This window comes from Streptomyces sp. V4I2 (assembly GCF_030817655.1).
In the GTDB taxonomy this organism is placed as follows: Bacteria; Actinomycetota; Actinomycetes; order Streptomycetales; family Streptomycetaceae; genus Streptomyces; species Streptomyces plumbiresistens.
Window position 1 is genome coordinate 9,047,483 of record NZ_JAUSZM010000003.1, and the last position, 24,195, is coordinate 9,071,677.

The window sequence follows — 24,195 nt, forward strand, 5'->3', positions numbered from 1 at the left end:
CGGCCCACGGTGTTGCCCTTATCTGCTCCGGTGCGCCGTGCTGCTTGCCGAGCAGCCTGCCGAGGGCGGGGCCGAGCGTGTTGTCAGCGCCGTGGGCGGCGCTGTCGTTGTGCTTGGCAACTGGTCGGCGTTCAAGGAAGCAGTGATCGGAAGAGTTGGAGGTAGCGGTCGGTCAGGGCGGGCCAGGCATAGTGTTCGACGGCGCGCTGTCGGCCGGCTGTGCCCATGCGGTTGGCGAGGTCGCCGTCCTGGAGCAGCCGTCGGCAGGCGGCGGCCAGCGCGTCTGCGTCGCCCGGGGGGACCAGCACCCCTGTAACGCCAGGGGCGATAACCTCCGGGATACCTCCCACGTCGGACCCCACCACGGGTGTGCCGCAGGCCATCGCTTCGGCCAGTACCATGCCGAAGGACTCCGCCTCCGTCAGTGATGGCAGCACCAGCATGGTGGCGCTTTGCACTGCGGCGACGAGGGCATCCCCGGTGAGTGCGCCGGTGAATTCCACGCGGTCGGTGATGCCGAGTTGCTTGGCGAGTGCGATGTGGTCGGGGAGGGCGTCCCCGTCGCCCACCAAGCGCAGTCGTGCGTCGGGCAGGTCGGACAGGACCGCGAACGCGCGCAGCAGGACGTCGACACCTTTCCACGGCGATGCGCGAAGCATGCGTCCGACGTAGAGGATGGTGCGTGGCCGTGTCGAAGCGGGCGGGCCCGGGGTGAACCGTTCCAGGTCGACACCGGGCGTGATCTGGATGGCGCCCGGACGGCCGGAGGCCAATGAAACCGGTGACACGGCGACGAGCGCACGGGCGCGCGCGAACACGCGGGGCAGGATGTGCCGCTCGTACCAGCCGACAAGAGGGTCGCGCAACCTGTGGCCGTCGATCATAGATGCGCAGTGGTAGGTCATGACGGTCGGGCGCCGCCCGGACGAGAAGACCGCCAGATCCCCCAGCCCGGGCACCGGGCCGTGGGCGTTGACAATGTCGACCTTGAGCCGACGCAGCCAGCGGCGCACCTGCAGAGGCCACAGCGGGCTGAGCGGCGTGTTCGACAGCCGAGCCCATGTCCCCAGCCGGATGACCGGCACGTCACCCTCGACCCGGACCGAGGTACGCCACCCGGTCGTGTTCGCGGTGATGACGACGGCACGCAGTGCAGGGTCGTCGGCGACTGCGCGGGCGATACGGGCGGCATAGTTCTCGACGCCACCGATGTGCGGCGGGTAGTAGGGCGCGACGACGGCAACAGTGCGCAGCGGGCTGCGGCTGTGTTCTGCGGCACGATCGAACACCTTGACTGTGTGGTCGGGCTGGCGCTCCGAGGCGATCTTCATCGTGTCATGACCTTTCCAAGAGGGTCGCTGTCGAGGAACTCCTCGATGCCGCCGTGCGGCCCACGGTGTTGCCCAATGCTCCGGAGTGCCATGCTGGCCGAACCGACCGTCGAGGGCAGCGCTGCGTGGACGGCAGTGCCGAGCCTGTCTCAGCGTGCCGCACGGCGCTGTCGTCGTGATCGGCGGCGGACGGGTGCCGTACGGGGGAGTGTTCGGAGGAGTTGGAGGTAGCGGTCGGTCAGGGCGGGCCAGGCGTAGCGTTCGACGGCGCGCTGTCGGCCGGCTGTGCCCATGCGGTCGGCGAGGTCGCCGTCCTGGAGCAGGCGTCGGCAGGCGGCGGCCAGCGCTGCGGGGTCGTCCGGTGGGACGAGCAGCCCGTTGATGCCGGGGGTGACAATGTAGGGGATACCTCCCACGTCGGAACCTACGATGGGTGTGCCGCAGGCCATCGCTTCGATCAGCGCAAGCGGGTGGCATTCTGCCTCTGTTCGTGAGGCTAGTGCGATCATCGCGGCGCTTTGCACTGCGGCGACGAGGGCATCCCCGGTGAGTGCGCCGGTGAATTCCACGCGGTCGGTGATGCCGAGTTGCTTGGCGAGTGCGATGTGGTCGGGGAGGGCGTCCCCGTCGCCCACCAAGCGCAGTCGTGCGTCGGGCAGGTCGGACAGGACCGCGAACGCGCGCAGCAGGACGTCGATGCCTTTCCATGACGACCCGCGTTCCATGCGTCCGACGTAGAGGATGGTGCGTGGCCGTGTCGAAGCGGGCGGGCCCGGGGTGAACCGTTCCAGGTCGACACCGGGCGTGATCTGGATGGCGCCCGGGTAACGGGAGGCCAGCGACACCGGTGCCTCGGCGACGAGCGCACTGGCGCGCGCGAACACGCGGGGCAGGATGTGCCGCTCGTACCAGCCGAGCAGTCGGTCGACGCCGCTGCGTCCCTTGATCATGGATCCGGAGTGGTAGGTCATGACGGTCGGGCGCCGCCCGGACGAGAAGACCGCCAGATCCCCCAGCCCGGGCACCGGGCCGTGGGCGTTGACAATGTCGACCTTGAGCCGACGCAGCCAGCGGCGCACCTGCAGAGGCCACAGCGGGCTGAGCGGCGTGTTCGACAGCCGAGCCCATGTCCCCAGCCGGATGACCGGCACGTCACCCTCGACCCGGACCGAGGTACGCCACCCGGTCGTGTTCGCGGTGATGACGACGGCACGCAGTGCAGGGTCGTCGGCGACTGCGCGGGCGATACGGGCGGCATAGTTCTCGACGCCGCCGATGCGCGGCGGGTAGTTGGGCGCGACGACGGCAACAGTGCGCACGGGATGGCTCCTTCTATCGACAGCACGGTCGAAGACCTCGACAGTGCGGTCGGATTGATGCCCCCAGACGATCTTCATCCTGTCGTAACCTCCCCGGAGTGCTGTTTGAGGGCGTCGAAGAACTCCTCAAACTCGGACCACCCCGCCGCTCCGCCACGCCTGCTGAGTAGCCCGTGGAGGCCGGCACCAAGCGCGCCGTTGGCCGACTATGCCCATGCGGTCGGCAAGGTCGCCGTCCTGCATCACGGCCGACACGCCGCAGTCGGCGCATCCGCGTCGCCCGGCGGAATCCGCAGTCCGTGCCCCGTGCGCTTCGTCACCGCGCTTGCGGTACTAGATCGGCAATTCGGGCGGCTCGCCGCGGGGATTGAATATCCTCCGAGAGCGTTTGTAAGTTTACATCGTATATATACGATGCAGGACAGAGCCTCCGCGGTCAAGAGCAGAGAGAGCCCTGTCCAGCGCGTCCTTGAAGCAGCGGGCGCGCGTGCACGGTCGGCGCCCGCAGACGCCCCGCTGTGCACCAGTTTTGGTCGCGGCTGGGGGAGCGGTGTCTTGAGTGCCACTCGGTGATCACGTTCTGCTCGGGATCGGGTTGTCGACGAATGGCGCAGGGCTGCGTCAAGACAGGCGGGGAAGGACGGACGGGTCGTTGGCGACATGCGCGATCGAGGGATGGCAGCCTTGGTTGTCGCGGACGCACTGCGCGCGGCGCCGAGCCCCATTGACCGTGCACTGATGTGGCACGCCTACCGCTGCTGCGGGGTGAGAGTTGCTTGCATCGCGCCTATGGGAGCGCCAAGCCTGCCTTTGACACTCCGGGCGGGCCGTGCGCTTGGCTACTGGTCGGCGTTCAAGGAAGCAGTGTTCGGAGGAGTTGGAGGTAGCGGTCGGTCAGGGCGGGCCAGGCGTAGCGTTCGACGGCGCGCTGTCGGCCGGCTGTGCCCATGCGGTCGGCGAGGTCGCCGTCCTGGAGCAGGCGTCGGCAGGCGGCGGCCAGCGCTGCGGGGTCGTCCGGTGGGACGAGCAGCCCGTTGATGCCGGGGGTGACAATGTAGGGGATACCTCCCACGTCGGAACCTACGATGGGTGTGCCGCAGGCCATCGCTTCGATCAGCGCAAGCGGGTGGCATTCTGCCTCTGTTCGTGAGGCTAGTGCGATCATCGCGGCGCTTTGCACTGCGGCGACGAGGGCATCCCCGGTGAGTGCGCCGGTGAATTCCACGCGGTCGGTGATGCCGAGTTGCTTGGCGAGTGCGATGTGGTCGGGGAGGGCGTCCCCGTCGCCCACCAAGCGCAGTCGTGCGTCGGGCAGGTCGGACAGGACCGCGAACGCGCGCAGCAGGACGTCGATGCCTTTCCATGACGACCCGCGTTCCATGCGTCCGACGTAGAGGATGGTGCGTGGCCGTGTCGAAGCGGGCGGGCCCGGGGTGAACCGTTCCAGGTCGACACCGGGCGTGATCTGGATGGCGCCCGGGTAACGGGAGGCCAGCGACACCGGTGCCTCGGCGACGAGCGCACTGGCGCGCGCGAACACGCGGGGCAGGATGTGCCGCTCGTACCAGCCGGCCCGTCGGTCACGGAAGGTGTGGCCCTTGATCATGGATCCGGAGTGGTATGTCATGACGGTCGGGCGCCGCCCGGACACGGCGACCGCTATGTCCCCGAGGCCGGGGGGCGGGGCATGGGCGTTGACGATGTCGACCTTGAGCCGGCGGAGCCAGCGGCGCAGCTGCACCGGCCACAGCGGACTGACCGGCATGCTGTCCCGGCGTACCCAGGTTCCGAGCCGGATGACCGGCACGTCACCGTCGCCCCCGACCGAGGTACGCCACCCGGTCGTGTTCGCGGTGATGACGACGGCACGCAGCGCGGGGTCGTCGGCAATCGCGTGTGCGACGCGGGCCGCGTAGTTCTCGGCGCCGCCGATGCGCGGCGGGTAGTTGGGCGCGACGACGGCAACAGTGCGCACGGGATGGCTCCTTCTATCGACAGCACGGTCGAAGACCTCGACAGTGCGGTCGCAGTGTTGTTCCCAGCGCACCTCCGGCACCGGACTCGCGGTGAAGGATCCGAGATCAACACCTGGCGGGATTGTTGTGGAACGTCCTGCGAAGAGATCTTGCAGGTCGGCCGCGACGAAGTCCGAGGAGCACACGATCTCCTGTGCACGGCGCGCAGTTCTGGCCAGCACCGTGCGTTCGTACACGGTGCACACTGCGTCGGGCAGTAGGTGGCCCTTGCGTAGGTGGCCGGTGTGGTAGGTCAACACGAACGGCAGGTCGCCGCACGCGCGCGCGGCAGCGTCGGCGAACAGCGGCATGGGCGCGTGGCCGTTGACGAGATCGACCTGTTCTTCGTCAATGATGCTGCGAAGCCTGCGCTGCCAGTGCAGGCCGACAGAAGTGTGTGACACCATCCAGGGCGCCGCGATGCGGTAAACCGTAATGCCGTCGGGGCGTTCGTACCGGCCGGGCTTCGTGCCGCGGGTCGCGGTCGTCGCGATTACGACTCGGTATCCGTGCCGGGAATGCAGCAGCCGTGCGAGATGCCACACATACCTCTCCGGACTACCGAGATCGGGAGAGAAGTACGCTGAGGCGAGCAGGACCGTACGCGTTCTCATGAGGTACCTCCGGGATTGACCCGAACCGATAGGCTCGGGGCGCGACGAGTGGGTCGACGACGGTCTCAGTGGTGGCCTTCCTGGTCTGAAACGAGTGATTCCGCCGGGGTTGGAGCTGGGTGGCTGCAGGGCCTGGTCAGCGCCGCTATGCCGTAGATGCCAGCCGCGAGGTTGCCGATACACCAGGCCCAGCCGATCCAGACAAGTCCACGTGACGCCCACACTGCGGTGAGGCCGATGGTCACGGTGGCGAGGATGATGTGGCTCAGCACGAGGTGTGTCAAGCATCGGACCACCTTGAGCGCGAAGCTTGCCAAGCTGTTCAATGCTGAGGTGAGGGCGCCGAGCACCAACACGATGAGCAGGGTCCGGGCATGGGTTGCGTAGCTGTCTCCGAATATCTGAAGCAGGAAGCCACTGGCTGCGATGACGGCGACAGATGCAGGGAGTTGTATAGCAGCCACGATGATTGCCGAGCGTCGTAGGAGCTCGGCGAAGCGTGACTCCTCGTGGGAGACTTCGGCGAACACCGCCTCACCGACTTGGTGCGACAGCGAATTGAGCAGGCTTGCGATCTGGAATGCCACATAGTAATAGCCGGCTGCGGCCGCACCTAGCTGCTGCAGCGTGATTAGCGGAATCACCGTGATTGGCATGAGGGCGAGCGCCATTGAGATATAGCTCGCAGCGGAGAATCTGACCTGCTCGACGAGCGGTGTGCGGACCAGGCGGACATCGAAACGGAAGCCGAGTCTCCGTCGCATGAAGAACAGCGACGCGAGAACGGCAGCCAAGTAGCCGCCCCCGGACGCCCCTACGATGCCGAACGAGCCCAGGCCGAGCAGGGCAAGAGGCAGCACAAGTTTTGTCAGCCCTTGGATGCCGCCGTCGACCACCATGTTGTATTTCGGTACGCGTTCGCCGATGAAGACGGCGTCGGTGAGCAGGTTGACCGCGGCGAACACGCAGAACGCGACGAACACCACCGACAACAGCAGATTGGAGCGGACGAACAACAACTTCGGTCCGTACCAGGGCAGACCGAAAAGGTAGGCGGACGCAATGAGGCACGAGGCGACCGCGCCCAGGGCGATCGCCTGCGTGACCTGAGCGTTGCGGGAACGCTTGGGGGCGGGGAACCGGATAAGTGTGCTGTTCAGCCCGAACAGGCTGAAGTACGCGATCAGCGATGAGGCCGATATGAGTGTCGTCGCTACCCCCACTTGCGTCGGCGTGTAGAGCCGGGCAACTGCGATCCAGAACACGAAGCCGAGCAGGGAAGTGATCGTCGACGACGCGATGAGGAAAAAGGAGTTGCGTATCAGTTGGTCTTGACGCCACGGGCGCCAGGTGTCAACCACGGTGCTGCACCTCCCGCACCGCGGGGATGACGTCTCCGTAGGGCCGGAGGAGTGCCGGGGCGTGCTCGTCCCAGGCGAAGCTGTTTGCGGCATACCGCATGGGGCGTCTGGTCCATCTCGTCATCGGTAGACCTCCGCTCCATCGCTGCTGTAGAGCTTGTTCTTCGTGGCGTCAAGGAATCCCGTGGGATAGCGATAAGTCAGAAGATCGCCGTGGTAAAAGATGGTTGCTTCACCTTTACGCGCTGTCGTCGAGCCCAGAAAGACGTAAGATTGCTTTCTGACGAGCGTGGGGTAGATGTCATTTGCCCCACGTGCATGGATGAGCTTCTGTGAATTGGTGAAGGTGTAGCGGTCGGTCTGAACCTCCGATTGAATGTTCGCGGCGGCCTCCTCTTCGGGTGTGCGGTTTTTCAGCCAAGTGATCGCCGTGCGCTCTTCGGGGTGAGAATAGTAAGTGTCAAAGTATCGGCCGGCGTTGTTCAGAAGTAGCTGTGGCTGATTTCCTCCCACCAGTGTTGAGGTCACACCGGTGAAGCAGAGAAAGAGCAGAATAGTCAGCGCGCAGGCAAGCCGTGCTGACAGCCGCCGCCCGGCCCATCTGCAGGTCCACAGCATGCCTGCTGTGACAAATGGCGCGGAGACGAAAAGTCCTTGCTGAAAACCCCGTAGTATGCCGTAGTCAACCGACAGTTGCGGCAGGACGAGGAACGATCCGATGACGGCGATCGTTCCGAAGGTCAGCGTCACCTGGTCACGTGTGGCGTGGAAAGCCTTTCTTTTCCCCCACATGGTCGTTGCGACACCGAGGAGCAGAAAGAGCTGCAACAGTCGTGCGAGGGAGTTATGGAAGAAGCCGTCGACGGTCTTCACATCGACGCCGTGCTGCTGAAGCGTGCGGCCGAGCGGTGTGAGCGGAAGGAAGTGCTTCTCTGCGGCCGGGACGGAATAGTTGTTGACCACGCTGATTGGCACGTATTCACCAGCCGCCCTCGCCGGAGCTGTCTGGTGCACTGTATCGGCGCGGTAATCATGCAACCGTTGCTCTTGGCTGACTCGCGCTTCACCGAACAGGGTGTACGACACATCGGTCGACCAGTTCCGGGGCCCTCCGCCCACCAGCCCTTTCACGCTCGAAACGACTGTGCTGCGCAACTGCCCAGTCGTATGCGTCGCGGGACTTACCCACACCACCACTGCGGCTGCCGTCGCAGCGACAATCCACCAGGTCACGAAGGCTCGTGGCGCAGCAGTGGATCGAGTCCTGCGCCGCAAGCCCGAGAGCAGGCGCCAGAGGAGGTCCATGCAGAATGCCGCGCCGAGGACCGCCACGAGGACGTACATCGTTGCGTAATGCGCGAGCGCGATACCCGTGGTCAACGCAAGGAACATGATCCGCCGGTTCTTCAGCGGGCGACCGGTGTCGGTCAGCACAAGCATCGCGCACCCGAGGAGGACGAAGGCGATCTCCTGGCGGCTCAGGAACATCATGTCTGTAAAGAAGGTGGGGAACGTCATGAAGATGACGGCCGACAAGAGTGCGACGAGCTGAGGAGCTACGTTGCGTACCGAGCGGTAGACGAGCACGGGCGCGAGCGCGAAGAGCAGGGGCAGCACGACCTTGAAGACGTAAATGCCGGGGATGCCGGCCAGCCGCACCAATGACGTCGGCAGCAGATTGATACTCAGGCAGGCGTTGTACGGATCGCGGAAGGCGGCGATGTTCCAGCGGTCGGCGTTCGCTGTCAGCTGGAAGACCTCGAACTCCCGCTGGATGTCGTGACCTGTGATGTACCAGCCGCGAAGCGACGTGAGGAACAGCAGCGCCGCGGCGGCGAAGAACAGACCCAGCCCCAGAACGGATTCCGAGTAACGCCGACGCCTCCCCATCAGGAGCGCAAGAAGCGCGGCGATGCTGATGAGCGCGGCGATGCTGATCTGAGAGCCCAGTTGGTTGTTGAGCCGGATCGGCCCCGCGACCGACAGCGCCAGCGTTACGGCGCCGAGGGATATGACGGTGCCAAGGCCCGGAGGCAGGGGGCGGGTACGTACCTTGAGCCACCACGCGGCGCCGACCACACCTCCGGGGGCAGGTCCCGCCACGACAGCGAGGATCAGGACGGTCAGCGCCGAGGCGACAGTCAGTGGCGTGCGAGCCAGCGGGTGCGTCACGCCGACGAGTGGCAGGGCGGAGTTCACAACGAGTGCGACGACGATGTCGCCGAGGACGCTCAGGCCGACGGCGAGCAGCACGGCGCCGTCTCGGGTCGACACGACGCGGGCCGCAACGGTGTACCACAGCACCGTTGTGGCGCCCAGGAGAAGCCACAGACCGGAAAGGGCGAGCAGCACACCGGGTGCTTCCGGCAGGAACTCGACGAGAGTGGCGAGCGCGGTGGCGCCGAGGACGGCGCGCCGCCCGGCCAGGCGTCCCGCCAGCGTTGAGGCCGCGGTCATGGGAGGACCTCCGCGTCGGCGTTGCTCATGGGACCGGAACCTCGAAGAGGGAGCGATCGGGGACACATTCGACGTCGGGACGACCGGTGCCGACGCGCATCTCCTCGGCCGGGGCGAACTCCCGGTTGCGTGAAGCGATGTAGAACGTTCCGGCGATGCAGTACTTGTCGAGCGAAGCGACGAGACAGGCGTCGATCCGGTGCCCGTCGTCCCAACTCGTCGTGACGACGACACGGGTGTGTCCACGGGGACTTACAGATGTCCGTATGGCGGTCATGGCGCGCCCCCGGGAGTTGGAGAGCCGCGAGCGCTCAGTCGAAAGTGCAGTGTCTGGCGATGGTCGAGCAGCGCGACGTGAACGACGGCGGAGTCACTGCTCAGCGGGAGACGTGCAACAACGGGTGTCGGCACACCGGGCCGTGGGGCGAGATTGGTCACCGTCGAGGCTGTGAAGCGGCCGTCGGACGTGGCCAGCCGCACCTGGATCCGGTACGTCCGGCTACCGGATCCGTGGTCGACGAGCGAGACCGGGACGACGGCGACGTCGTGCTCAACGGTCGGCAGACGTGTGAAGTACAGCTCGGTGTACCGGGTCGGCATCTGCGTGAACGACTGGCGTAGCTCCCGCCGTACGGCTGGAGTGAGCACAGCCACTACGGCGACGATCACGACGAGGATCAGCAGCGCGGCAGCCGTGCGGCCGCCGATCGGAGTACGAATACGCCGATGCCTGCGACCCAACGTCTCCTGGCGACCCTCATGCTCAGCCGGAGCCGGGAACTCGTCTGCATCCCCCGCGTCGCCGTCAACCAGTCCTTCGACGGTCCGCGCGCGCTCAACGGGAGGCAGCGTGCAGTCATCAGTGTGTCTTGACAACGTCATCGGGTGGCCCCCGAACGACTTGCGTGCGGCGCGGTGGTGCCTTCCGCGAGGCCAACTTCCGTCGGCAGCTGTTGTGGTCTTGTCTTGCGGAGGCGGTGCTCAAAGAGCTGGAGAAGATTGGCCATGCCATCGTGTATGGCGTGCAGTTTCACCTCGCCGCCGCGCTTTCGGTACTCGATCGGCACCTCGATGTACCGGTAACCCGCAAGCGTCGCAGCATTCTTGAGCTCCTGCGAGAACGCCATGCCCGTCGAACGAATGTCGAGACTTTGCCAGACGTGGCGGTGCAGGACCCACATGCCTGACTGCGAGTCACGAAGTCCGTTGTGAAAAAGCGTGCGGCTCACCGCACTGAGTGCATGGTTGCCGAACGAGTTCAGCGCCTGCATTGCATCTTTGTTGTCACGACTGAGCCGGTTCGTTGTGAGGAACTCAACGTTCCGGTCAACCAGTATCCGCAGCAGATACGGCAGAATGTCGAACGGGTATGTGCAATCGGCGTCGCCAGTGGCGATCACATCGCCGGTGGCTGCCGCAAAACCGGCATGGTAGGCGTTGCCATAGCCGCGCTCAGGCTGCAGGACTACACGGGCGCCAAGGGAACGGGCGACGTCCCCGGTGCCGTCAGTCGAGGCATTGTCGACGACGAGCACCTCAGTCTCCCAGCCGGCTGACTCAAGCTTGGTCACCGGGATTGTCGCCATGACGGGAGGCAGGTTCAAAGCCTCGTTGAACGCAGGTATGACAATCGACAGGATGCGCATGGAATGCCTCTGTTTTGATGAACGGCACGGTGCGTGATCGCCTGGATCGGATGCCGAGGAAGATCGTGGGTGAGCTTCCGGATGGCGACGGCCTTGGCTTCCGAGCGGGCGCGCCCGGTGCAGATGTCGACCGATGAGGGTGCATCCCGTGCGCGGTACTGGGTCGGAACGCCGAGTCGACTAACACGTAAGCGTCTGACGTACACCTATAGCGTATGTTTACGACGTAAATCCCACTGTGCAGGTTGGAGTGCCGGTAGTCAAGTTCCGATATGTCCGGAAGGTCGGTCGGCCTACGGGCTGGGGCGGATGGGGGCATCGAACTCGTGAGCAGTCGCGTTCGCACTCGACGCGCCGCGTGCAGTCGGGTGAGGGATGAGGTTGCCCGCTCGACCTGGTCGAAGTCGGTCCAGGGGTTTGTGCCTCCGGGGGTTCGGCCGGTATGTGGTACGTGACCTGCCGGTCGATGGTCATTCGGGTAGGGCGGTCGAGTTCCGGGGCAAAGCCGGTCGAGGTTTTTAAGGATTTCGCTTGTCCGGATCAACTCGCCGTCTTCTTTGGGGAGTTGCTTGGTCTCCTCTGCATGCTCGGCGCCCCGGGCGACCGATCATTGCGTTGTCGGATTGACTCACGCCGCATGCCGGGCGACGATGTACGTATACGACGTAAATATACGAAACCGGCGAAGGCTCCCGTCGCCGACGCGATTGCCCCTGTGACGTACCTCATCACCACGCCGACAACAGAGAGCGAGGCCACCATGCGCCTCACAGTCATCGGCACCGGCTACGTAGGAGCCGTCCACGCCGCCTGCATGGCACACATCGGGCACGAGGTCCTCGGCGTCGACGTCGACGCGGAACGGATCGCTGCTCTCACCAGCGGGAGGCCCCCGTTCTTCGAGCCCGGGCTGTCCGAGATGCTCAGGAAGGCGGTGGACGCGGGCAGGCTGCGCTTCACCACGTCGCCGGTCGAGGCCGCATGGTTCGGCGACACCCACTTCATCTGTGTCGGCACCCCGCAGCACGACGGCTCGGGCGTCGCCGATCTGCGCCACGTGGAGGCCGCCGTGGACGGCCTGGCGCCGTATCTGCACGACAGCGGGTACGAGCGGGTCCTGGTGGTCGGCAAGTCCACGGTGCCGGTCGGTACGGCGGACCGGCTGGCCCGGCGACTCAACGCAGCCGCCCCGGGCGCCGAAGTCGCCTGGAACCCCGAATTCCTGCGTGAGGGGTGTGCGGTCCAGGACACCTTGCGACCGGAGCGCATCGTGGTGGGCACGCGTTCGGAGCACGCCGAGGCGCGGATGAGGACGCTCTACGCACCTCTGCTGGATGCCGGGACTCCCTTCATAGGTACCGACCCGTCCACCGCCGAGCTGGTCAAGGTGGCATCGAACTCCTTCCTCGCCACCAAGATCTCTTTCATCAACGCCATGGCCGAGATCTGTGACGCCACGGGAGGCGATGTGCTCACGCTGGCCGAGGCGATGGGCCGGGACTCCCGCATCGGGCCGCGTTTCCTGGCCCCCGGCCTCGGCTTCGGCGGCAGCTGCCTGCCCAAGGACATCCGGGCCTTCACCGCCCGTGCCGAGGAACTCGGTCTGGGCGACTCCGTGGCCTTCCTGCGGCAGGTCGACGACATCAACACGCGGCAGCGCCGACGCATCGTCGACATGGCGGAGCGGCTCGTCGGCGATAACTTCGCCGAGCGCAACGTCGCCGTGCTGGGAGCCGCCTTCAAGCCCCGCAGTGACGACGTCCGGGACTCGCCGGCGCTCGCGGTCGCGGACGAGGTCCGCCGCCGCGGAGCCCGGGTCCGCGTGCACGATCCCGAAGCCGTCGACAACGCCCGGGCCGCGTACCCCGCGCTGCAGTACGCCCTGAACGTGGCCAAGGCGTGCGAGCGTGCCGACGTCGTCCTGCACCTGACGGAATGGCCCCAGTACCGGGAACTCGACCCCGCCGTCCTCGCCACGGTGGTGCGCACCCCGGCCATCGTCGACGCGCGCAACGCCCTCGACCCGGTGGCCTGGTGTGCCGCGGGGTGGACGCTGTGTGCGCCGGGGCGACCGCGCCTCGGCTGACCGGCAGGAGAAAGATCATGCGTGTCGTGGTGTCCGGCGGGTGCGGTTTCCTGGGATCGCATCTGTGCGAAGCGCTGCTGCGCAGGGGAGACCAGGTCTGTTGCCTGGACAACTTCTCATCGGGCCGGGCGTCCAACGTGGCCCATCTGCTCAGCGAGCCCGGATTTGTGTGCACCCCGAGCGACGTCACCCAGCAGCTCAGGGTCAACGTCGACGTCGACGCCGTCGTGCACCTCGCGAGCCCGGCGTCCCCCCTCGACTACGCCCGTCATCCGCTGGAGACGCTGGCCGTCGGCAGCCGAGGTACCGAGAACCTGCTGCGGCTGGCGGTCCGGCACCAGGCCCGCTTCGTCCTGGCGTCGACCAGCGAGGTCTACGGCGACCCCGCGGTGCACCCGCAGGACGAGGACTACTGGGGACACGTCAACCCCGTCGGGCCCCGCAGTGTCTACGACGAGGCCAAGCGCTTCGCCGAGGCCCTCACCATGGCCTACCGGCGCAGCCAGGGCGCGGACACCGGAATCGTGCGGATCTTCAACACGTACGGCCCCCGGATGCGTGCCGACGACGGACGGGTGGTCTCCACCTTCGTCAGTCAGGCCCTGGACGGGGAGGCCCTGACCGTCTTCGGGGACGGCAGCCAAACGCGGAGCCTGTGCTACGTCGACGACCTGATCCGCGGCCTGCTGGCCATGGTCGACACCGATCTGCCGGGTCCGTTCAACCTCGGCAACCCCAGCGAGCGGACCGTGCGGGAGCTCGCCGAGCTGGTGCTGCGGCTCACCGGCTCGGACGGCGGACTGCGCTTCCTGCCCCTGCCCGTCGACGACCCGGTCCGCAGGCGGCCCGTGATCACGCGTGCCCGCGAAGGGCTCGGCTGGAGCCCGAGGGTGCCGGTGGAAGCGGGGCTGCGCCGCACCGTCGCCTGGTTCGCGGCGCAGTCGGACACATCCGTACGACCCCCGGCGCACTCCCCAGTGGGACGGTCATCATGAAAGCACTCGTCCTGTGCGGTGGAGCCGGCACCCGCCTCCGCCCCATCACCCACACCTCGGCGAAGCAACTCGTGCCGGTGGCCAACAAACCGGTGCTGTTCTACGGCCTGGAGGCCATCGCCGCCGCGGGGGTACGGGAGACCGGCATTATCGTCGCGGACACGTCGCGGGATATCCGGGCGGCCGTCGGCGACGGTTCCCGCTTCGGCCTGGACGTGACCTACCTGCCCCAGGAGGTGCCGCTCGGCCTCGCCCACGCCGTGCTGATCGCCCGGGAGTTCCTCGGCGACGACGACTTCGTGATGTACCTGGGCGACAACATCATCGTCGGCGGCATCTCCGGCGTGGTCGACGACTTCCGCCGCGAACGCCCTGACGCCCGCATCCTGTTGACCCACGTCTCCCAACCCGCCGCCTTCGGCATTGCCGAACTCGACGCGGCAGGCCGGGTGGTGGGTCTGGAGGAGAAGCCCCGGCAGCCCCGCAGCGACCTGGCCCTGGTCGGCGTCTACCTCTTCACCTCGGCCGTGCACGAGGCGGTGCGTGCCATAAGGCCCTCCCGGCGCGGCGAGCTGGAGATCACCGACGCGATCCAGTGGCTCATCGACGCCGGCTGGGACGTGCGCGCCACGACGATCTCCGGCTACTGGAAGGACACCGGGAACGTCGCCGACATGCTGGAGGTCAATCGCTCGGTCCTCGAGACCGTCGAGCCGTGGACCGGCGGCAGCGTCGACGAGGCCAGCGAGATCATCGGCCGGGTCCGGATCGAGGACGGCGCCAAGGTGTTCGGCAGCCGTGTGGTCGGTCCGGCCGTCATCGGCGCCGGATCCGTCATCACCGACTCCTACGTGGGACCGTTCACCTCGATCGCCGAGGACTGCCGCATCGAGGACAGCGAGATCGAGTACTCCATCGTGCTCGGGAGGGCGACCGTCAGCGGCACCCGCCGCGTCGAGGTCTCGCTCATCGGCCACGACGTCGAGGTGACCCCCGCCCCGCGTACCCCCGCCGTGCACCGGCTGGTGCTCGGCGACCACAGCAAGGTGCAGATCCCGTCATGACCACGACCCGCATCCTCGTCACCGGCGGAGCCGGCTTCATCGGCTCGGCGTACGTCCGCGCACTGCTCGGCCCGAACGGCCCGTCCGACGTCGCGGTGACCGTGCTGGACAAGCTCACCTACGCCGGCAGCCTCGCCAACCTGGACGAGGTCTGCCGCGCCGACGGTTTCTCATTCGTCAGGGGCGACATCTGCGACGCGGACCTCGTCGACGGGCTCGTGGCCGCCCACGACCAGGTCGTGCACTTCGCCGCCGAGTCCCACGTCGACCGGTCCATCTCGGGCGCCGCCGCCTTCGTCCGGACGAATGTGCAGGGCACCCAGAACCTGCTGGACGCCGCCCTGCGGCACAGGCCGAAGCGGTTCGTGCACATCTCCTCCGACGAGGTCTACGGCTCGATCCGCCACGGCTCCTGGCCGGAGACCGACCCGCTGCGGCCCAACTCGCCCTATTCCGCGTCCAAGGCCGCCTCGGACCTGATCGCGCTGGCCTACCACCGCACCCACGGCCTCGACGTCCGCGTCACCCGGTGCTCGAACACCTACGGGTCCCACCAGTTCCCCGAGAAGCTCGTCCCCCTGTTCATCACCCGGCTGCTGGAGGGCAGACCGGTGCCGCTGTACGGCGACGGGCACAACGTCCGCGACTGGATCCACGTCGACGACCATGTGCGAGGCATCGAACTCGTCCGCACCCTCGGCCGCCCCGGCGAGGCCTACAACATCGGCGCGGGCAACGAACTGTCCAACCGGGAGCTGACCGGGCTGCTGCTCACTGCCTGCGGCGCCGACTGGGACATGGTGCGGTTCGTCGAGGACCGCAAGGGCCACGACCGGCGCTACTCGGTCGACTTCACGAAGATCCGCACCGAGCTCGGCTTCATGCCGACCAAGGACATGTCCTCGGGACTCGCCGAGACGGTCGACTGGTACCGGACGCACCGCTCCTGGTGGGAGCCGATGCTGCGCCGGGCCGAGATGGGGAGAGCACTCCCCACGAGGGTCCCGTCATGAGCGCACCCATCGAGGACTACGCCCTCATCAGCGACCTGGAGACCGCCGCCATGGTCGGCCGCGACGGCTCCGTCGACTGGCTGTGCCTGCCGCGCTTCGACTCCCCGGCGTGTCTCGCCGCCCTGCTGGGCACCGAGGATCACGGGTTCTGGCGGGTCGCGCCCGTTTCCGGTGGCGCCTGTACGCGGCGCGCCTACCGGTCGGACACGCTGGTTCTGGACTCGGTGTGGGAGACGGCGGCCGGGACGGTACGCGTCACGGACTTCATGCCGCCCAGGGGGCAACTGCCGTGTGTCGTGCGGGTGGTGGAGGGGCTGAAGGGTGCCGTGACCGTCCGCAGTGAGCTTCGGCTGCGGTTCCATCAGGGGCGTGTCGTGCCCTGGGTGCGCGACATCGCACCCTGCACGGTCGCGGTCGCCGGGCCGGACGCTGTGTGGCTCGGCGCGGACGGCCTGGTGCGGGTGGCGGACGGCGACGGGAGTGCCACGTCCTGGGAGGTCACGGTTCCGGCCGGACGCCGGCTGGCCCTCAGCCTGGCCTGGGCGCCCTCGCACCTGCCCGAACCGCCGGCGCCGCTGTTCCTTCCCGCCGAGACGGTGCTCAAGGAGACCATCGACTTCTGGCGCAACTGGAGCGCCCAGTGCTGCTACCAGGGCCCTTGGCGGGAAGCCGTGGTGCGCTCCCTGATCACCCTCAAGGCGCTCACCTACGCCCCCACCGGCGGCATCGTCGCCGCGCCGACCACCTCGCTGCCCGGCTGCATCGGCGGCGAACGCAACTGGGACCACCGGCACTGCTGGCTGCGCGACTCCACCGCTGCCCTGTCCTGTCTGCTGCGCAGCGGCTACCACGCCGAGGCCACGGCCTGGCTGGACTGGCTCGTGCGGGCCATCGCCGGTGACCCGGCCGACCTGCAGACCGTGTACGGCGTCAAGGGGCAGCGGCTGCTGCCGGAGACCGAGGCGCCCTGGCTGCCCGGCTACGCGGGGTCGCGGCCGGTGCGGTTCGGGAACTCGGCGGTGGGGCAGTTCCAGCTCGACGTGTACGGGGAGGTCCTGGACACCTTGTGGCTGTCGCTGCGGGCCGGGATCCCCATGCCCGCCCATGTCTGGGACCTGGTCCAGGAACTGATGGGCTTCCTGCACCGGCACTGGCGCGAGGCCGACCAGGGGCTGTGGCAGGTGCGCGGACCGCGGCGGCAGTTCGTGCACTCCAAGGTGATGGCCTGGGTGGCCGCCGACCGCGCCCTGCGCATGGGCGAACTGCTGGGCCGTAACAGTTCGTCGGGCGAGTGGCGGGCCATGCGCGACGAGGTGCACCGCCAGGTCTGCCAGGAGGGCTGGGACCCGGCCCGGCGGTCCTTCGTCCAGTCCTACGGCTCCTCGGCCCTGGACGCCTCAGCCCTGCTGATGCCCCGCCTCGGCTTCCTGCCCGCCCGGGACGAGCGCGTGCGCGCCACCGTCCGGGCCATGCGCGGGCTCGGTCACGGCGGCTTCGTGCGGCGATACGCGCACGGCGGCACCGGACCGCACCGGGTGGACGGCATGCACGGCGGCGAGGGCGCGTTCGTCGCCTGCTCCCTCTGGTACGCCGAGGCCCTGGCCGCGACCGGCCGGCCGCGGCAGGCCCGGGAGGCCTTCGAGCGCGTCCTCGCCGTCCGCAACGACGTCGGCCTGCTGTCGGAGCAGTGGGACCCGGACGCCGGACGCCAACTCGGCAACGCCCCCCAGGCCTTCAGCCACATCGCCCTGGTCGAGACGGCGTTCGCCCTGTCGGCGGGGCAGGCGCCGGACCGCCGCTGACCCGAGCCGCCGTCGACCACGAGGCAAGCGCCCCTCGACCCTCAGTCACCCCTCAGCCCCTTAGCCACCCCTCAGCCCTCAGTGGTCCCCTCAGCCCTCAGTCGTCCTTCGCCTTCGGCCACCGCGCCGACCCCGCATACCCCTCCGGATTGAGCCGCTGGAAGCGCCACGCGTCCTGGCACATGTCGGCCAGGTCCAGGGCGGGCCGCCAGCCCCAGGCGCGGGCCACCGCGCCGGCGTCGGCGACGAGTTCGGCGACGTCGCCCGGGCGTCTCGGCGCGAACTCGTACGGCACCGCCCTGCCACAGGCCTCGGAGAACGCTGCGACCACCTCCAGGACCGAACTGCCCCTGCCGAGGCCGAGGTTGTACACGTGCAGGCCCGGTGCGTCGGCGAGGTGGTCGAGCGCGACGCGGTGGGCCTGGACGGTGTCCATGACGTGGATGTAGTCGCGGATCGCGGTCCCGTCGCGGGTGGGGTAGTCGTGGCCGAACACCCGCAGCCGCTCCCGTCGGCCGACGGCCACCTGGGTCATGTACGGCATGAGGTTGTCGGGCTCGCCGCGCGGGTCCTCGCCGAGCAGCCCGCTGGGGTGGGCGCCGGTGGGGTTGAAGTAGCGCAGGCACATCACGGTGTACTCGGGGCGCCGCCGGCAGACGTCGGCGAGGATCTGCTCGCAGAGCCACTTGGAGGCCGCGTACGGGTTGGTGGGGCGGGCTGGAGTGGACTCGTCGAGGGGGCCGTCGTCCGCGTCGCCGTAGACCGAGCAGGAGGAGGAGAACACCAGTCGGTGGACCCCGTGTTCCTGCATGGTGCGCAGCAGTGCGGTGGTGCCGCCGACGTTGGTGTCGTAGTACTCGACGGGTGTGCGGGTCGAGCCGCTGACCGACTTGTGCGCGGCGAAGTGCACGACGGCGTCCACGGCGTGGCGGTCGAACACGGCCGAGAGGGCGCGCCGGTCACGGATGTCCAGCTCGTACACGGCGCCGACGAAGCGGCCGGCGATCCGTTCCACCCGGGTGAGGACCTGGGGGGTGCTGTTGGAGTAGTCGTCGACCACGATGACCTCGTAGCCGTGGTCGAGGAGGTCCACGCAGGCATGACTGCCGATGAAACCGGCCCCGCCGGTGACGAGGACGGTCGACGGTACCGGCTTGCTGCGTGCCATGGCAGGACGCTCCCGCGTGTTGCGGAGATGCCGTACGTTTACGACGTATGCGTACGACTCTGCGCCCCTCTGCTCCCGGCGTCAAGAGAAACTGGGGCCGCCCGGCGCCCGGAATCGCGGCGTCAGGGTCTGACCAGCAGCTGGAAGTCGAACGCGTACCGCGAGGCGCGGTAGATGTGCGTCCCGTACTCCACCGGCCGGCCCGTGTCGTCGTACGCCGTGCGCTGCATGGTGAGCAGTGCGGCGCCCTCCTGTTCGTCCAGGAGGGCGGCCTCCTCGGTGGTGGCGGAGCGGGCGCCGATGGTCTGGCGGGCGCTGTGCAGGGTGATGCCGGCGGAGCGCATCAGCCGGTACAGGCCGGTCGACTCGAGCCGCGCGGTGTCCAGGTCGAGGAGGCCGGCCGGGAGGTAGTTGCACAGGAAGGCCACGGGCTGGCCGTATGTCGAGCGCAGCCGCTCCAGGACCGTGACCTGGCCGCCCTCCGCGAGGCCGAGGGCGGCCGCGACGTCGGCGGAGGCCGGGACGGCCTCGTTGCGCACGACCTGGGTGGCGGGTGTCTGTCCGGCCGCCTCCAGGTCGTCGTAGAGGCTGCTGAGTTCGAGGGGGCGCTTGACCTGGCTGTGCACCACCTGGGTGCCGACCCCGCGCCGCCGTACGAGCAGTCCCTTGTCGACCAGGGACTGAATGGCCTGGCGGACTGTCGGCCGGGACAGTCCGAGGCGTACGGACAGGTCGATCTCGTTGCCCAGCAGGTTGCCCGGGGCCAGCTGGCCGTGCTCGATGGCCGCCTCCAGCTGCTGGGCCAGCTGGTAGTACAGCGGCACCGGACTGCCCCGGTCCAGGGCGAAGTCCAGGGAGCTGAGCGCGGGGGTGGTCGCGGCACGTGAGTAGCCGCCGGTATTCGCCATGGGGTACCTCCCTCGGAGGGTCGGGAGCGGGGGTTCGGAGGTGGTGGCGGCCGGCGGCGACCTGGAGGTCGTACGCCGCCCGCGCCCGTACGGCCGACTCGTGGCGTCAGTCCGTCTCAGGCGGTCGGACTCGGTTCCGATGCCGCCGCGAGCAAGGTCTCGACCTCGGCCGCCGTCGGCATCGCGGAGGAGCAGGCGAGGCGGGAGGCGACGTGGGCGCCGGCCGCGGCCGCGTACCGCATGGTCCGCTCCGGTTCCCAGCCGGAGAGCAGCCCGTGGCACAGCGCGCCGCCGAAGGCGTCGCCCGCGCCGAGGCCGTTGACCACCTCGACCGGGACCGGCGGGACCTCGGCCGTCGTACCGTCGCGGTGCACGGCGAGCACTCCCTTCGGCCCCTGCTTCACCACCGCCAGTTCCACGCCCGCCGCCAGCAGCGCCTCGGCGCACGCGTGGGGTTCGCGCACCCCCGTGGCGATCTCGCACTCGTCGAGGGTGCCGACGGCGACGGTCGCGTGCCGGAGTGCTTCGGCGTAGTAGGGCCGGGCCTCCTCCGGATCTCCCCAGGCCGTGTCGCTCCACAGCGCGGGCCGCCAGTCGAGGTCGAACACCGTCGTGCCCGCCTTGTCCCGGCACTTGAGGGCGGCGAGCGTCGCCGAGCGGCTCGGCTCCTGGCTCAGCCCCGTGCCGGTGATCCAGAAGATCCGGGCCGCACGGATGGCGAAGTAGTCCAGCTCGTCGGTGTGGACGGCCAGGTCGGGGGCGCTCGGCCGGCGGTAGAAGTACAGCGGGAAGTCGTCCGGCGGGAAGAGCTCGCAGAACGTCACCGGGGTGGGCAGGCCGTCCACCGGGGTCACCCAGCGGTCGTCGACCCCGAACTCACGTAGTTGCTGGTGGAGATAGACTCCGAACGGATCGGCGCCGGTGCGGGTGATCACCGCGGTGGCGCGCCCGAGCCGGGCTGCCGCGACCGCCACGTTCGCGGCCGAACCGCCGAGGAACTTCCCGAAGGTCTCCACACGTGCCAGGGGCACGCCGGACTGGAGGGGGTAGAGATCGACTCCGATACGGCCCATAGTGATCAGGTCGAAGGACTTGGCTGATCCGGCCATGCGCGACCTCCTCGAGCTGCGGGGGGAGGTGGATCCCGAAGGACCCACCGCCCCCAGGTGTAGGCCGCGGAGGGTGACACTGTCAAGAGTTTGTACTTACATTCGGACCTGCTTGTGAAATGATGTCTTAACAAAGTATTGACAGCGGGCGAGGCGAAGGAGTTGGATCCGGACCCAGCGCACAAGCCGTGTTCCCGCGGCGCACGACCCGGGTCTTCCGAGGTCCCGGGCCCCTGACAATCCCGTGATTGCGTTTCCCCCGTAGCACAGTGAGGTGCAGGAAAGATGGACCGCATTTCAGGCTTCCGCTCCCGCAGATTCGCCCCCGCCGTGGCTCTCGCCGCGGCCGCGGCCCTGACCCTCGCAGGCTGCTCCAGCAGTTCCGGCGGCAAGAAGGCCGAGGAGAGCGAAGGCGGCGCCTCCGCGGGCAAGGCCACCACGCCCCGGATGACGGTCGCGCTGGTGACCCACCAGTCGCCCGGTGACACCTTCTGGGACATCGTCCGCAAGGGCGCCGAGGCCGCTGCCGCCAAGGACAACATCAAGCTGATCTACTCCGCCGACCCGAACGCGGGCAACCAGGCCAACCTGGTGCAGAACGCGATCGACCAGAAGGTCGACGGCATCGCCATCACCCTCGCCAAGCCCGACGCCCTCAAGGACGTCGTGAGCAAGGCGAAGGCCGCGAACATCCCCGTGGTCGGCCTCAACTCCGGTGTGAGCGAATGGAAGAAGCTCGGCCTGATGGAGTTCTTCGGCCAGGACGAGACCGTCGCCGGCGAGGCACTCGGCAACCGGCTGAACGCGGCCGGCGCCAAGAACGCCGTCTGTGTCGTCCAGGAACAGGGCAACATCGGCCTGACCCAGCGCTGTGACGGCGTGGAGAAGACCTTCTCCGGCAAGCTGCAGACGCTGTTCGTCAACGGCACCGACATGCCGTCCGTGAAGTCGACGATCACCGCCAAGCTCAAGCAGGACTCCTCCATCGACCAGATCGTCACCCTGGGCGCCCCCTTCGCGATGACCGCGGCACAGTCGGTGTCCGAGGCCGGCAGCAAGGCGAAGATCGCCACGTTCGACCTCAACAAGCAGCTGACCAGCGCCATCGACCAGGGCACCATCGAGTTCGCCGTGGACCAGCAGCCCTACCTCCAGGGCTACCTGGCGATCGACTCCCTGTGGCTCTACAAGAACAACGGCAACTACATGGGCGGCGGTGAACAGCCGGTGCTGACCGGGCCGGCCTTCGTCGACAAGACGAACGTCGACGCCGTGGCCTCGTTCGCCGCGAAGGGCACCCGGTGATGAGTATGACCCAGCATGCCGAGCCGGCGGTGACCACTCCGCCGGCCTCCGGCCCGAACAAGACCGACGGCCGGACCTCTGAACGCCCCCTGGCCCTGCGGCTGTTGGCCAGGCCCGAGGTGGGTGTCTTTCTCGGCGCCGCCGCGGTGTACGTGTTCTTCCTGATCGCGGCACCGCCGGTGCGCGACGGCAGCTCGATGTCCACGATCCTGTACCAGTCGTCGACCATCGGCATCATGGCCCTGCCGGTGGCGCTGCTGATGATCGGCGGCGAGTTCGACCTGTCGTCCGGCGTCGCGGTGCTCACCTCGGCGCTCACCGCGAGCATGCTCAGCTACCAACTGACCATGAACGTGTGGGTCGGTGTGATCGCCGCGCTGGTCGTGTCCCTGGCCGTCGGCTTCTTCAACGGCTGGATGGTCGTCAAGACCGGACTGCCCAGCTTCCTGGTCACCCTGGGCACCTTCCTGATCCTCCAGGGCGCCAACCTCGCGGTCACCAAGCTGGTCACCACCAACGTGGCCACCGACGACATCAGCGACATGGCCGGTTTCGACCAGGCGAAGAAGATCTTCGCCTCGTCCTTCGACATCGGCGGCGTCCAGGTGAAGATCACGGTCTTCTACTGGCTGGTCTTCGCGGCCATCGCCACCTGGGTCCTGCTGCGCACCAAGTACGGCAACTGGATCTTCGCGGTCGGCGGCAACAAGGACTCCTCGCGGGCCGTCGGTGTCCCGGTGACCTTCACCAAGATCTCCCTGTTCATGCTGGTCGGCCTCGGCGCCTGGTTCGTCGGCATGCACCAGCTGTTCACCTTCAACACCGTCCAGTCCGGCGAGGGCGTCGGCCAGGAGCTCATCTACATCGCCGCGGCGGTCATCGGCGGCTGTCTGCTGACCGGCGGCTACGGCTCGGCGATCGGCCCGGTCTTCGGTGCCTTCATGTTCGGCATGGTGAACCAGGGGATCGTCTTCGCCGGCTGGAACCCCGACTGGTTCAAGGCGTTCCTCGGTGTGATGCTGCTCGGCGCCGTCCTGATCAATCTGTGGGTCCGCCAGTCGGCGACCCGGAGGTGACCCCCATGACAACCACCAACGGAACCGGCACTCACGGCGCCGTCCTTCCCGAGAGCGATGCCGCGCCCGCCACGGACGCGCCGATCGTCGAACTGCGCGGCGCGGGCAAGTCGTACGGCAACATCCGCGCCCTGCACGGCGTCGACCTCCAGGTGCACCCCGGCCGGGTCACCTGCGTGCTCGGCGACAACGGCGCCGGCAAGTCCACCCTCATCAAGATCATCTCCGGGCTGCACCAGCACACCGAGGGCGACTTCCTCGTCGACGGCACCCCGGTACGCTTCTCCACCCCGCGCGAGGCCCTCGACAAGGGCATCGCCACCGTCTACCAGGACCTCGCCGTCGTCCCCCTGATGCCGGTCTGGCGCAACTTCTTCCTCGGCTCCGAGATGACCCGCGGCCCCTGGCCCGTCCGCCGTCTCGACATCGAGAGGATGAAGAAGACCGCCGACGAGGAACTGCGCAACATGGGCATCGTCCTCGACGACCTCGAACAGCCCATCGGCACCCTCTCCGGCGGCCAGCGCCAGTGCGTCGCCATCGCCCGCGCCGTCTACTTCGGCGCCCGCGTCCTCATCCTGGACGAGCCCACCGCCGCTCTTGGCGTCAAGCAGTCCGGCGTGGTGCTGAAGTACATCGCCGCCGCCCGCGACCGCGGCCTCGGCGTCATCTTCATCACCCACAACCCGCACCACGCCTACATGGTCGGCGATCACTTCAGCGTCCTGCGCCTGGGCACCATGGAACTCTCCGCCGACCGCAGCGAGGTCAGCCTGGACGAGCTCACCAACCACATGGCCGGCGGCACCGAACTCGCCGCACTCAAGCACGAGTTGGCCCAGGTCCGCGGCGTCGACGTCGAGGAACTCCCGGAGGAGAAGGACCTCACCGCACCCGTCGCGACCACCGGCGAAGGGAAGTCCTGA

At 68.0% G+C, this 24,195-nt stretch carries 19 protein-coding genes; 8 read left to right on the forward strand and 11 right to left on the reverse strand.

The genetic code is table 11. The features are described from left to right. Nucleotides 1–131: 131 nt before the first annotated feature. The 8 genes from QFZ76_RS42285 to QFZ76_RS42320 form a co-directional block, all read right to left on the reverse strand. Nucleotides 132–1,331: a glycosyltransferase family 4 protein gene (locus tag QFZ76_RS42285; protein WP_307678631.1), complete on the reverse strand. Its 1,200-nt coding sequence runs from the start codon at nt 1,329–1,331 to the stop codon at nt 132–134. Between the two features lie 149 nt (nt 1,332–1,480). Then, nucleotides 1,481–2,650 carry a glycosyltransferase family 4 protein gene (locus QFZ76_RS42290; RefSeq protein ID WP_307678632.1) on the reverse strand — a complete coding sequence of 390 codons (1,170 nt, stop codon included), beginning with the start codon at nt 2,648–2,650 and terminating at the stop codon, nt 1,481–1,483. A gap of 853 nt (nt 2,651–3,503) precedes the next feature. Next, on the reverse strand, nt 3,504–5,279 hold the full coding sequence (locus tag QFZ76_RS42295; protein WP_307678633.1) for a glycosyltransferase: 1,776 nt from the start codon (nt 5,277–5,279) through the stop codon (nt 3,504–3,506). Nucleotides 5,280–5,344: 65 nt separating this feature from the next. Further along, nucleotides 5,345–6,640 (reverse strand): lipopolysaccharide biosynthesis protein, encoded by a 1,296-nt coding sequence (locus tag QFZ76_RS42300; protein ID WP_307678634.1) that lies wholly within the window; start codon nt 6,638–6,640, stop codon nt 5,345–5,347. 120 nt (nt 6,641–6,760) lie between these two features. Further along, nucleotides 6,761–9,097: a DUF2206 domain-containing protein gene (locus tag QFZ76_RS42305; protein WP_307678635.1), complete on the reverse strand. Its 2,337-nt coding sequence runs from the start codon at nt 9,095–9,097 to the stop codon at nt 6,761–6,763. A 25-nt stretch (nt 9,098–9,122) separates the two neighbouring features. Continuing rightward, a complete protein-coding gene (locus tag QFZ76_RS42310) occupies nt 9,123–9,374 on the reverse strand; it encodes a hypothetical protein (protein WP_307678636.1) in 252 nt (83 codons plus the stop codon). Beyond that, nucleotides 9,371–9,838, reverse strand: coding sequence for a hypothetical protein (locus QFZ76_RS42315; RefSeq protein WP_307678638.1), 468 nt, complete (start codon nt 9,836–9,838; stop codon nt 9,371–9,373). The genes QFZ76_RS42310 and QFZ76_RS42315 overlap by 4 nt, the downstream gene beginning before the upstream one ends. 137 nt (nt 9,839–9,975) lie before the next feature. Continuing rightward, nucleotides 9,976–10,743 (reverse strand): glycosyltransferase family 2 protein, encoded by a 768-nt coding sequence (locus QFZ76_RS42320; protein WP_307678639.1) that lies wholly within the window; start codon nt 10,741–10,743, stop codon nt 9,976–9,978. Between the two features lie 760 nt (nt 10,744–11,503). On the opposite strand from QFZ76_RS42320, the gene QFZ76_RS42325 reads away from it, so the two are divergent. From QFZ76_RS42325 to QFZ76_RS42345, 5 genes are read left to right on the forward strand one after another with little or no spacing between them, the layout of a single operon-like run. Then, on the forward strand, nt 11,504–12,829 hold the full coding sequence (locus QFZ76_RS42325; protein ID WP_307680292.1) for a UDP-glucose/GDP-mannose dehydrogenase family protein: 1,326 nt from the start codon (nt 11,504–11,506) through the stop codon (nt 12,827–12,829). A 17-nt stretch (nt 12,830–12,846) separates the two neighbouring features. Continuing rightward, the gene (locus QFZ76_RS42330; RefSeq protein WP_307678640.1) at nt 12,847–13,824 is read left to right on the forward strand and encodes a UDP-glucuronic acid decarboxylase family protein; all 978 of its coding nucleotides are present in this window, start codon (nt 12,847–12,849) and stop codon (nt 13,822–13,824) included. Next, nucleotides 13,821–14,888, forward strand: a complete 1,068-nt coding sequence (locus tag QFZ76_RS42335; protein WP_307678641.1) for a glucose-1-phosphate thymidylyltransferase — start codon at nt 13,821–13,823, stop codon at nt 14,886–14,888. The genes QFZ76_RS42330 and QFZ76_RS42335 overlap by 4 nt, the downstream gene beginning before the upstream one ends. Further along, nucleotides 14,885–15,901 carry a dTDP-glucose 4,6-dehydratase gene (rfbB, locus tag QFZ76_RS42340; protein WP_307678642.1) on the forward strand — a complete coding sequence of 339 codons (1,017 nt, stop codon included), beginning with the start codon at nt 14,885–14,887 and terminating at the stop codon, nt 15,899–15,901. Before QFZ76_RS42335 ends, rfbB begins: the two co-directional genes overlap by 4 nt. Beyond that, nucleotides 15,898–17,703, forward strand: coding sequence for a glycoside hydrolase family 15 protein (locus QFZ76_RS42345; RefSeq protein ID WP_307678643.1), 1,806 nt, complete (start codon nt 15,898–15,900; stop codon nt 17,701–17,703). Before rfbB ends, QFZ76_RS42345 begins: the two co-directional genes overlap by 4 nt. Before the next feature lie 97 nt (nt 17,704–17,800). On the opposite strand, the gene galE is transcribed toward QFZ76_RS42345, so the two are convergent. From galE to iolC, 3 genes are all read right to left on the reverse strand, one after another. Continuing rightward, the gene (gene galE, locus QFZ76_RS42350) at nt 17,801–18,871 is read right to left on the reverse strand and encodes a UDP-glucose 4-epimerase GalE (RefSeq protein ID WP_307678644.1); all 1,071 of its coding nucleotides are present in this window, start codon (nt 18,869–18,871) and stop codon (nt 17,801–17,803) included. Between the two features lie 122 nt (nt 18,872–18,993). Next, a complete protein-coding gene (locus QFZ76_RS42355) occupies nt 18,994–19,779 on the reverse strand; it encodes a GntR family transcriptional regulator (RefSeq protein WP_307678645.1) in 786 nt (261 codons plus the stop codon). Nucleotides 19,780–19,895: 116 nt separating this feature from the next. Then, nucleotides 19,896–20,888 (reverse strand): 5-dehydro-2-deoxygluconokinase, encoded by a 993-nt coding sequence (iolC, locus tag QFZ76_RS42360; protein ID WP_307678646.1) that lies wholly within the window; start codon nt 20,886–20,888, stop codon nt 19,896–19,898. A gap of 285 nt (nt 20,889–21,173) precedes the next feature. On the opposite strand from iolC, the gene QFZ76_RS42365 reads away from it, so the two are divergent. Genes QFZ76_RS42365 through QFZ76_RS42375 form a run of 3 tightly spaced genes read left to right on the forward strand, consistent with a single transcriptional unit; the run spans nt 21,174 to nt 24,195 of the window. Then, on the forward strand, nt 21,174–22,193 hold the full coding sequence (locus QFZ76_RS42365; protein WP_307678647.1) for a sugar ABC transporter substrate-binding protein: 1,020 nt from the start codon (nt 21,174–21,176) through the stop codon (nt 22,191–22,193). Then, nucleotides 22,193–23,269 (forward strand): ABC transporter permease, encoded by a 1,077-nt coding sequence (locus tag QFZ76_RS42370; RefSeq protein ID WP_307678648.1) that lies wholly within the window; start codon nt 22,193–22,195, stop codon nt 23,267–23,269. Before QFZ76_RS42365 ends, QFZ76_RS42370 begins: the two co-directional genes overlap by 1 nt. Nucleotides 23,270–23,274: 5 nt before the next feature. Next, a complete protein-coding gene (locus tag QFZ76_RS42375; protein WP_307678649.1) occupies nt 23,275–24,195 on the forward strand; it encodes an ATP-binding cassette domain-containing protein in 921 nt (306 codons plus the stop codon).

Bases quoted from the DNA above. Each gene is read 5' to 3' on its own strand.
- QFZ76_RS42285 (WP_307678631.1), bottom strand. From the start codon at position 1,331: ATGAAGATCGCCTCGGAGCGCCAGCCCGACCACACAGTCAAGGTGTTC.
- QFZ76_RS42295 (WP_307678633.1), bottom strand. From the start codon at position 5,279: ATGAGAACGCGTACGGTCCTGCTCGCCTCAGCGTACTTCTCTCCCGAT.
- QFZ76_RS42305 (WP_307678635.1), bottom strand. From the start codon at position 9,097: ATGACCGCGGCCTCAACGCTGGCGGGACGCCTGGCCGGGCGGCGCGCC.
- QFZ76_RS42310 (WP_307678636.1), bottom strand. From the start codon at position 9,374: ATGACCGCCATACGGACATCTGTAAGTCCCCGTGGACACACCCGTGTC.
- QFZ76_RS42320 (WP_307678639.1), bottom strand. From the start codon at position 10,743: ATGCGCATCCTGTCGATTGTCATACCTGCGTTCAACGAGGCTTTGAAC.
- QFZ76_RS42325 (WP_307680292.1), top strand. From the start codon at position 11,504: ATGCGCCTCACAGTCATCGGCACCGGCTACGTAGGAGCCGTCCACGCC.
- QFZ76_RS42330 (WP_307678640.1), top strand. From the start codon at position 12,847: ATGCGTGTCGTGGTGTCCGGCGGGTGCGGTTTCCTGGGATCGCATCTG.
- QFZ76_RS42335 (WP_307678641.1), top strand. From the start codon at position 13,821: ATGAAAGCACTCGTCCTGTGCGGTGGAGCCGGCACCCGCCTCCGCCCC.
- rfbB (WP_307678642.1), top strand. From the start codon at position 14,885: ATGACCACGACCCGCATCCTCGTCACCGGCGGAGCCGGCTTCATCGGC.
- QFZ76_RS42345 (WP_307678643.1), top strand. From the start codon at position 15,898: ATGAGCGCACCCATCGAGGACTACGCCCTCATCAGCGACCTGGAGACC.
- galE (WP_307678644.1), bottom strand. From the start codon at position 18,871: ATGGCACGCAGCAAGCCGGTACCGTCGACCGTCCTCGTCACCGGCGGG.
- QFZ76_RS42355 (WP_307678645.1), bottom strand. From the start codon at position 19,779: ATGGCGAATACCGGCGGCTACTCACGTGCCGCGACCACCCCCGCGCTC.
- iolC (WP_307678646.1), bottom strand. From the start codon at position 20,888: ATGGCCGGATCAGCCAAGTCCTTCGACCTGATCACTATGGGCCGTATC.
- QFZ76_RS42365 (WP_307678647.1), top strand. From the start codon at position 21,174: ATGGACCGCATTTCAGGCTTCCGCTCCCGCAGATTCGCCCCCGCCGTG.
- QFZ76_RS42370 (WP_307678648.1), top strand. From the start codon at position 22,193: ATGAGTATGACCCAGCATGCCGAGCCGGCGGTGACCACTCCGCCGGCC.
- QFZ76_RS42375 (WP_307678649.1), top strand. From the start codon at position 23,275: ATGACAACCACCAACGGAACCGGCACTCACGGCGCCGTCCTTCCCGAG.